The sequence below is a fragment of the Phenylobacterium sp. genome, assembly GCF_016793285.1.
Lineage (GTDB): Bacteria > Pseudomonadota > Alphaproteobacteria > Caulobacterales > Caulobacteraceae > Phenylobacterium.
The window spans coordinates 23,907-32,462 of sequence record NZ_JAEUMO010000140.1; the positions used below are offsets into that span (position 1 = coordinate 23,907).

The 8,556-nt window shown below is 70.4% G+C and carries 7 protein-coding genes, 1 tRNA gene and 2 rRNA genes; 5 read left to right on the forward strand and 5 right to left on the reverse strand.

Annotation, left to right across the window (positions count from 1 at the left end; translation table 11 throughout):
• Positions 1-278: 278 nt before the first annotated feature.
• The gene (locus JNL41_RS13290) at positions 279-2,276 is read right to left on the reverse strand and encodes a redoxin domain-containing protein (RefSeq protein WP_293475656.1); all 1,998 of its coding nucleotides are present in this window, start codon (positions 2,274-2,276) and stop codon (positions 279-281) included.
• A 147-nt stretch (positions 2,277-2,423) separates the two neighbouring features.
• Positions 2,424-4,229 carry a PBP1A family penicillin-binding protein gene (locus JNL41_RS13295; protein WP_293475658.1) on the reverse strand — a complete coding sequence of 602 codons (1,806 nt, stop codon included), beginning with the start codon at positions 4,227-4,229 and terminating at the stop codon, positions 2,424-2,426.
• 284 nt (positions 4,230-4,513) lie between these two features.
• On the opposite strand from JNL41_RS13295, the gene pyk reads away from it, so the two are divergent.
• The 5 genes from pyk to JNL41_RS13320 all read left to right on the forward strand — a co-directional run bounded on the left by pyk (position 4,514) and on the right by JNL41_RS13320 (position 8,040).
• Positions 4,514-5,941 (forward strand): pyruvate kinase, encoded by a 1,428-nt coding sequence (pyk, locus tag JNL41_RS13300; protein WP_293475660.1) that lies wholly within the window; start codon positions 4,514-4,516, stop codon positions 5,939-5,941.
• Between the two features lie 88 nt (positions 5,942-6,029).
• Positions 6,030-6,305, forward strand: coding sequence for a hypothetical protein (locus JNL41_RS13305; RefSeq protein WP_293475662.1), 276 nt, complete (start codon positions 6,030-6,032; stop codon positions 6,303-6,305).
• On the forward strand, positions 6,302-7,225 hold the full coding sequence (locus JNL41_RS13310) for a phytanoyl-CoA dioxygenase family protein (protein ID WP_293475663.1): 924 nt from the start codon (positions 6,302-6,304) through the stop codon (positions 7,223-7,225). The genes JNL41_RS13305 and JNL41_RS13310 overlap by 4 nt, the downstream gene beginning before the upstream one ends.
• A 48-nt stretch (positions 7,226-7,273) precedes the next feature.
• The gene (locus JNL41_RS13315) at positions 7,274-7,633 is read left to right on the forward strand and encodes a hypothetical protein (protein WP_293475665.1); all 360 of its coding nucleotides are present in this window, start codon (positions 7,274-7,276) and stop codon (positions 7,631-7,633) included.
• Positions 7,634-7,683: 50 nt separating this feature from the next.
• On the forward strand, positions 7,684-8,040 hold the full coding sequence (locus JNL41_RS13320; RefSeq protein WP_293475667.1) for a YbaN family protein: 357 nt from the start codon (positions 7,684-7,686) through the stop codon (positions 8,038-8,040).
• A gap of 57 nt (positions 8,041-8,097) precedes the next feature.
• Here the strand turns inward: JNL41_RS13320 and JNL41_RS13325 are convergent.
• The 3 genes from JNL41_RS13325 to JNL41_RS13335 form a co-directional block, all read right to left on the reverse strand.
• Positions 8,098-8,174 (reverse strand) — tRNA-Met (locus JNL41_RS13325).
• Between the two features lie 89 nt (positions 8,175-8,263).
• Positions 8,264-8,378 (reverse strand): 5S ribosomal RNA (gene rrf / locus JNL41_RS13330).
• Between the two features lie 68 nt (positions 8,379-8,446).
• A 23S ribosomal RNA gene (locus JNL41_RS13335) occupies positions 8,447-8,556 on the reverse strand; the annotation flags it as partial.

The window sequence follows — 8,556 nt, forward strand, 5'->3', positions numbered from 1 at the left end:
CATGGCCGGCCTTGTGCCGGCCACCCATGAACTCCGAGTCCGAAGAAGCTCGCAGCGGCGCCCGCCGCGGGCCGTCTCCGCGCGCTCGTGCGCATGGGTGGCCGGCACAAGCCCGGCCATGACGTTCGAGAGTGGGTCAGAAGGCCGTGTTCCCCCTAACCCGCTCATCCCCGCGCAGGCGGGGACCCAGGCTTGCTTTCACGGCAAGCCCGGCCGCCGAACGCGGAAGCCGGATAGTCTGGGTCCCCGCATTCGCGGGGATGAGCGGAGGTGGGTTGCTACCGCCCGCCCGGCGCCCCGCCGGCCGGGGTCGGCGGGGCGCCCTGCGCGGTGGCCGCGGGACGCCGCCGCGGCATCAGCTTCATCGCCGCGTCCAGCTCCTTCTGGTCGACGCCGCCGTCCTTGTCGGTGTCGATCATGGCGAAGTACTTGGCGAGGTTCTCGCCCAGGTTGCCCTTCAGCTCGGCCTTGGTGAGCTTGCCGTCCATGTTGTCGTCCATGACGCCCATCATCATGCCGCCCTGCATCAGCTTGTCGTTCCCGGGCTTCTGGACGGCCACCGTCTCGTCGGTCCAGCGGTAGTGCAGGTAGAGCGCCAGCATCTCCTCGGACGACTGCTCGCCCCAGCGCACCTCGGTCTTGTAGTCCGGGTTCGACGGGTTGCGCCTGGAGTTGTCGAAGGTCCAGCGGGTCACGACCTTCGAGCCGGCCGGGATCTTCAGCGGGTCCTTCAGGAAGTACTCGTACTGCCACTCGAACTCGTAGCGCGGCAGCGAGAGCAGCTTCTGCTCCCTGCCGTTCGGATAGATCACCGCCACCTGCACCGAGCCGCCGCGGTGGTGGGCGTGCGGGGTCAGGCCGTACAGCACCATCTCCTTCGGCACGGCGATGTAGGCGCTCTCCTGGTGCCACTCCTCGCCCGGCGGGATCACCAGCGAGAAATCGAAGATGCCGAAGGTGCGCAGCACGTACTTCGGCTCCTGCCCTTTCGGGAAGAAGTAGAGGCCCATCTGGGTCTTCTCCACCGTCTCCTTGCCGTAGGGCGTGTAGTGGTTCTGGAAGGCGATGCCGCCCGACGGCGGCACCCAGGTGCCGGTGCCCCTCGGCGCGATGTTGGAGCCGCGGCCGGGGCCGTAGCCGCCGAGCGAGGCGCCCCACTGGCTCTCGCTGGCCGTGCCGCCCGCCTTCTGCTCGCCCTCGACCACGCCGGTCAGGATGTGGTGGACGACCTGGCGGTCGGTGACGCGGAAGGTGGTCGCCTTCATCCAGCGGCCCTCGGTCAGCACGCTGGGCACGACCGGGCGCTGGTAGTCCATCACGCCGCTGGCCGGGATCCTGGCCTCGGGGATCTCGACGATCACGTCCGGCTTGCCCAGCGGCCAGTCGGGCGCCTGGAACTTGACCTTCGCCAGCGGGTCCTCGCCCTTGCCGCGCGGCGCGCCGGCCTCGACCCAGTGGACCAGCGTCTTCATCTGGTCGCCCGAGAGGCGGTCGTCGTCCTGGAACGCGCCCACGGTGGGGTCGGCCAGGTAGGGCGGCATGCGGTGCGTGCGGATGACCTCGCGGATCATCGGCGAGAAGCCCTTCACCTGCTCGTAGCTGTTCAGCGCCATCGGGCCGATGCCGCCCGGCTGGTGGCAGGTGGCGCACTTCTTCTCGATGATCGGCGCGATGGTCTTGGCGTAGCTGATGCTGGCGTGCGCCTTGCCCCGCTCGGGGAAGGCGATGACGCCGCCGGTCGCGGCCCTGGTTACGGCGGCGACCTTCTCGCCGGCCACGAGACCGGCCACCGCCGCCTTCGCCCCGTCGACCGGGCCGCGGTAGGCGACCGTCCAGGTCTTCGGGTCGATGACGAACACCTCGGCCGCGCGGGTCACGCCCAGGCCCTCGCCGATCAACTGGTCGTAGTCGAAGAGGATCGGCAGATCGAGGCCGGCGGCCCTGGCGTCCGGGGCCACCTTCTCGCGCGTGTCGCCCAGCCTGGACGCCACGGCCATGAATTCCACGCCCTGCTTCGCATAGGCCGCCTTCAGCGCCATCAGCGCCGGCGCGTCGCGCTTCACGGTCGCGTCCCCGGCCGCGTAGCTCATCAGCACCACCGCCTTGGCGTCGCTCATCCGGTAGAGCTGGCGCGCCAGATAGTGCTGGTCGGGCAGGACGAAGTCGTCGACCGCCTGCGCCGCCGGCGCCTGCGCATCCGCACCGCCCGTCAGCATCGCGCCGCCCGCCACGGCGAGCGCCAGCGCCGCCAGCATCGAAGCCTGCCGAACCTTCATCCCCATGTCCCCCCAGCCCTCGTCTCGATTGCGAGCGTCTGCCTGCATTTTGCGACGCGCCGGACGTTTCGGCCAGAGCGACCTTCGCGTTACGCCGCGGCCGACGGCGCGAGGGCTGGCCAAGGCCGCTTCACCGGCCTGCTGGCGCTAATCCGTCGGGGGCTCGGTCGGCTCGGGCGCCGCGGGCGGGCCGGCGGCCACCTCCACCGGCGGGGACGGGACGGGCGGCTGGGCGCCCGGCGGAATCGGAGCCCTGGGCGTGCGTTTCAGCGCCACGGCCATGAAGCTGCGCCACAACTCCGAAGGCGCCGTCGCGCCGCTGATCCGCGCCATCGGCCTGGCGTCGTCGCGGCCCATCCAGGCGCAGCTCGCGAAGTTGGCCGTGTAGCCGCAGAACCAGGCGTCCTTGTAGTCCGAGGTCGTCCCGGTCTTGCCGGCGAGGTCGTAGCCCGGCACGGCCGCGCGACCGCCGGTCCCAGCCGTCATGACGGTGCGCAGCATCCGGTTGAGTTCGCTCAGCGCCGGGTTCGCCACCGCCGGGACCGGCGCGGACGCCCGCTTCTGGTAGACGACCTGGCCGCCCTGACGGATGCGCTCGATGCCGTAGGCCTGCACGCGGGCGCCGCCGTTCGAGAAGGCGGCGTAGGCCTGGGTCATCTCCAGCGGCGTGACCAGCGTCGTGCCGAGCGCCATCGCCGGGTCGGTATTGACCTGCGAGACGATGCCCACCCGGCGCGCGGTGAGCGCCACCGCGGGCCGGCCCACCTCGTCGGCGAGCCGCGCGGCCACGGTGTTCACCGACCTGGCGAGGGCCACCTCCAGCGTGATCGGGCCCATGAAGGTCCCGCTCTCGTAGTTCCCGGGCGACCAGCCGTCGATGGTCACCGGCTCGTCGACGACCGGCGTATCGGGGGTGCGGCCCTGCTCCAGCGCCGTCAGATAGACGAAGGGCTTCCACGCCGAGCCCGCCTGCCGCCGCGCACTGACCGCCCGGTTGTAAGGTGCGCTCGCATGGTCCGTGCCGCCCACCAGGGCGCGCACGCGCCCCTGGCCGTCCATGGCGACCAGCGCCGCCTGGTCCGTCGCCTGCGCCTTGTGGGCCGCCACGGTCGCCCTGGCCGCGTCGCCGGCGGCGCGCTCCATCGTCTGGTCCAGCGTCGTCTCGACCGTGAGGTCGCGGGTCGGCTTCGGGACCATCTGGCGGACCTGGGCGTCGACCCAGTCGATGAAGTATTGCGAGGCGCCGTCGGGCGAGGTCTTCCAGACCTTCGGCTTCTGCGCCTTGGCCTTGTCCCGTTGCGCCGCGGTGATGACGCCCGTCTCGGCCATGACGTCGAGCACGAGGTTGGCGCGCTCCAGGCACCGCTCGGGCTGTTCGATCGGGCTGTAGTTGGTCGGCGACTTCAGGACGCCCGCCAGCATGGCGGCCTCCTTGATCGAGAGCTTCGCCGCCGGCTTGTTGAAGTAGCGTTGGGCGGCGGCCTCGTAGCCGTAGGCGCCCGCGCCGTAGTAGGCGCGGCTCATGTACATGCCCAGGATCCGGGCCTTGGTGTAGCTCCGCTCCAGTTGGACGGCATAGGCGATCTCGGTCGCCTTGCGCTCGATCGTGCGGTCCTGGTTGAGGAACAGGAGGCGCGCGGTCTGCTGGGTGATCGTCGAGGCCCCGCGCATGCGCCCGCCGTCCAGGGCGCCGACCACGGCGCTGGCCATGCCGCGGGGATCGAAGCCGGCGTGTTCGTAGAAGCGGCGATCCTCGATGGCGACCACGGCGCCGGGCACGTACTTCGGCAGCGTCGTCACGTCCAGCGGCGGGGCGAACCGGCCGCCGCGCACGCCGATCACGTCGCCGTAGCGGTCGACGTAGGTCACCTGCGGCTCCCGCTGGATCGGCGGCAGGCGCGGAAGCTCCAGCCCCGAAATCGAGAGCTGCATGGCGGCGGCGAGTGCGATCAAGGCTCGAGCTCAGCTCCCCAGGGGTCCGACCGTCCGGGCGATATCTGTCCCGCGCCGCCGGCAGGGCCAAGATAAATCCCGGTAATGCGGCGCCAGTGCGTCGCAAGCGGACCGCCGCTGCACGCGATCTGCACGGCGCCCCGACGCGCGCCGAGCCCCCAGGCGCTCCCGCTTTCTCGCGATGCGGAAACGGAGTCGGCCGTCCGACGGTTGCCTGCGCGCAGGGGTAGGGCCACTTTGGCCGCTCAGGGATTCGCACGCCGAGATCAAGGGAGACCGCCCGCGTGGCTGAAGGCATCCGGCGCCGCCGGCGGGTGAAGATCGTCGCCACCATCGGGCCGGCCTCGTCGAGCCTGGAGCGGCTCGAAGAGCTGTTCCGGACCGGCGCCGACGTCTTCCGCCTGAACTTCAGCCATGGGACCCAGGACGACCACGCCGCCGTCGTCGAGCGCATCCGTCGCGTCGAGAAGAAGACCGGCCGCCCTATCGGCATCCTGGCCGACCTGCAGGGCCCGAAGCTCCGCGTCGGCCGCTTCGCCGGCGGCGCCGTGGTGCTGCAGTGGGGCCGCAGCTTCCGGCTCGATCTGCAGGAACGGCCGGGCGACGGCCAGCGCGCCCAGCTCCCGCACCCCGAGATCATGGCCGCGGCCAGCCCGGGCTCGCTGCTGCTGCTGGACGACGGCCGCATCCGCCTGGAGGTCACCCGCCAGACGCCGGAGTTCCTCGACACCCGGGTGGTCGTCGGCGGTCGCCTTTCCGACCACAAGGGCGTCAACCTGCCCGGCCTGACGCTCCCGATCCCGGCGCTGACGACCAAGGACCGTTCCGACCTCGCCTTCGCCCTCGATCACGGCTGCGACATCGTCGGGCTTTCGTTCGTGCAGCGTCCGGAAGACGTCGCCGAGGCGCGCGAACTCGTCGCCGGCCGCGCACTGGTGCTGTCGAAGATCGAGAAGCCCGGCGCGCTCGCCTCGATCGACGAGGTGATGAAGCTGTCGGACGCCATCATGGTCGCCCGCGGCGACCTGGGCGTGGAACTGCCGGCCGAAGACGTGCCGCTGATCCAGAAGCGCCTGATCCGCGCCGCACACCGCTACGGCCGCCCCGTCGTCGTCGCGACGCAGATGATGGAGAGCATGATCGAGAACCCGACGCCGACCCGCGCCGAGGCTTCCGACGTCGCCACCGCCGTCTTCGACGGCGCCGACTGCGTGATGCTCTCGGCCGAGAGCGCGACGGGCAAGTACCCGGTCGAGACCGTGCGGATGATGGACCGCATCATCGCACGCACCGAGGACGACGACGACCTGAAGGCCGCTCGCGCCGCCATGCGGCCCAAGCCCGAGAAGGAGGCCGGCGACGCCATCTGCGCCGCGGCGCGCCAGGTCGCCGAAACCATCGAGGCCAAGGCCATCGCCGCCTTCTCGCTCTCCGGCCGCACCGCGATGCGCATCGCCCGCGAGCGCCCCGACGCGCCGATCCTGGGTCTGACGCCCAGCCTGGAGACCGCGCGCCGCCTGGCGCTCGTCTGGGGCGTGCATGCCCTGACGTCCGAAGCTACGCACACCATGACCGAGACGGTGGCCCAGGCCGCGACGCTCGCCCGCCACTCGGGCTTCGCCAAGCGACGCGACGAGATCGTGGTGATCGCCGGCGTGCCGTTCGGCCGCTCCGGCGGGACGAATTCCCTTCGGGTCGTTCAGGTCGCGTAGGGCGCACAACGCGGCCGGCGCCGGCTCGCCGCGGGTGGCGCAGGCCACCTGAGCCGTGCCAAGCTCGCCGTCCGACGAGGAGGCGTGCGTGCGGCGACAGAAGGTCCTGGTGCTCTACCTGGCGAACTCGGCGCTCGATGCGCCGACGGTGGCATGGTCCGTCTATGACGGCGCGGGCGAAGCCCTGCGGATGGCGGGCGATCAGGACCAGCCGCCCTACCCGACCGGGCTCGCGGCGCTGAAGGACGGCTGGCGGCTCTTCCAGGCCTCGCAGCTCAACCCCCACGCCCGCGGCGAGGAGTTCGACCTCGCCTATCTCAAGTACGAGTTCTGGTTCGAGCAACTGGTGGAGGTGGCGTCATGACCCTGCTGACGTCCGTCGAGATGGCGCGGTTCGTCGCGCGCGGCTTCCTGCGCTTCGACGCCGCCGTGCCCGACGACATCAACGCCCAGTTCATGGCCGAGGCAGGCGCGGCGCCCGACGCGGCCGACGGCAGGCGCGTCATGGCGGTCTACGCCCAGACCCTGGCGGGCAGCGCCATCGCCGAGGCCCCGCCGGGCCGCCCGCTGGCCGACACCTATCCGGCGGACAGCGCGCTCGGCCGCCTGCTGGCCCTGCCCCGCGTCGCGGGCGCGTTCAGGAGCCTGCTGGGCGAGGCGCCGGTCTTCGACCATCACTTCCTGCACATCACCTTCCCGCCCAGCTATCACGAGGCCGGCGGCGGCGAGAACGTGTCGCAGCATACGCACCAGGACTCCACCATCGACCCGCGCCTGCGCTTCGACGTGCAGCTCATGTACTACCCGCATGAGGTGACGCTCGAGATGGGCGGGACGCGCTTCGTCCCCGGGACGCATCTGCGCAAGGTCTCGGAGGTGGCGATCGGCCGCTACCAGAACATCCGCGGCCAGCAGCACATGGTCTGTCCCGCCGGCACGCTGCTCTTCCTGCACCACGGCCTCTGGCACGGCGGCGGCGTGAATCGCTCGGACCGCACGCGCTACATGTTCAAGATCCGCGCCCATGCCTCGGGCTCGCAGGTGCGCCAGTGGGACGCGCGCGACCTCAACGGCGGCCCGGCGCATCGGCCGATCTTCTTCCGCAAGAGCCTGCCCGAGCCCGACACGGTCGAGACCATCCTGATGGCCTCCGAACCCTGGTTCGAGCAGGACACCGGGCGCCTGGAGTACGTGAACCGCGTGAAGCTCTGGCGCTACGTGACCGGCGATACGGACTACGACGCCGACTACTGGATGACCCGGCTCGAGAACGTCGGCGCTTGACGCGAGCCGTTCGCACCTACAGCCTCGCCCAGGTTCTGGAGTCACGACATGACGATGCGTCTCTTCGCCTTCGCGGCCGGCCTCTCGCTGGCCACCGCGACCTCGGCCTTCGCGCTCACGGTCCAGTCGGCTCCGCCGCGCCCAGACGTCGGCCAGCGCCTGACGCCGACCGACAGCCGCGCCGCTTCGAGCATGCGCCTGCAGGACACCTTCGCAGGCTCCGGCCGGCCGACGATGGGTTCGACCTTCACCGGCGCGCCCCAGGCGGCCTACGGCACGACGAGCTTCGGCTTCGGCAATGTGAGGACGACCATCACGTCGGACCCGTACTACGACCGCAGTTGGAGCAACGATCGCCGCGACACACCGGCGCCGCTGTCTCTCTCGCCTCGCCTGCCGCGCCGCTGAGCGACCCCGCCGAACCGAGCGACGCCGCGCCGCCCGCACATCGCGGACGGATGAGCAGGCTCGTCTACCGCGCGGTCGGCTTCGCGATGGTGGGCCTGGCGACGGCGGGCGTCTTCCTGCCGGTGCTGCCGACGACGCCGTTCCTGCTGGTCGCCGCGTGGGCCTTCGCGCGCAGTTCGCCGGAACTCGCCGCGCGGCTGCGCAATCATCCCCGCTTCGGGGCCTTCCTGCGCGACTGGCAGGACCGCGGGGCGATCCCCCTGAAGGCCAAGGCGCTGGCGATCACCATGATGGCCGGAAGTTGGGGCCTCCTGGCGCTCACCACCCGAAACCTCTGGGTGCTCGGCGGAGTCGCTGCGACGCTCTCGGCGGTCGCGATCTACCTCATCACCCGGCCGAACGCCTGAGCCGCCGGGATACAGGCAAGAAAAAAGCCCCGCAATCGCTTGCGGGGCTTTCGAATTTGGGTGCGGGAACAGGATTTGAACCTGTGACCTTCAGGTTATGAGCCTGACGAGCTACCGGGCTGCTCCATCCCGCGTCAAAACCGATCCACTCGCTTACGCAAGCGCCGTTCTTCGTGACTGGCATCGTGAATTGAAGGGTTCTGGATCCTGATCCGCTTGGTAGACCTGGCGGCGACCTACTCTCCCGCGCCTTGAGACGAAGTACCATCGGCTCTGAGAAGCTTAACGACCGAGTTCGGGATGGGATCGGGTGGGGACTTCTCGACAAAGCCACCAGGTCAACGAAGCGGATCAGTTTGAGAAGACATCAGCGCCGCAATACTGCGCTCCATGAGTTCAACTAAGAACGATCAAGCCGATCGAGCGATTAGTACCAGTAAGCTCCATGCGTCGCCGCACTTCCACACCTGGCCTATCAACGTGGTGGTCTACCACGGCTCTCGGCGAAGCCTTGTT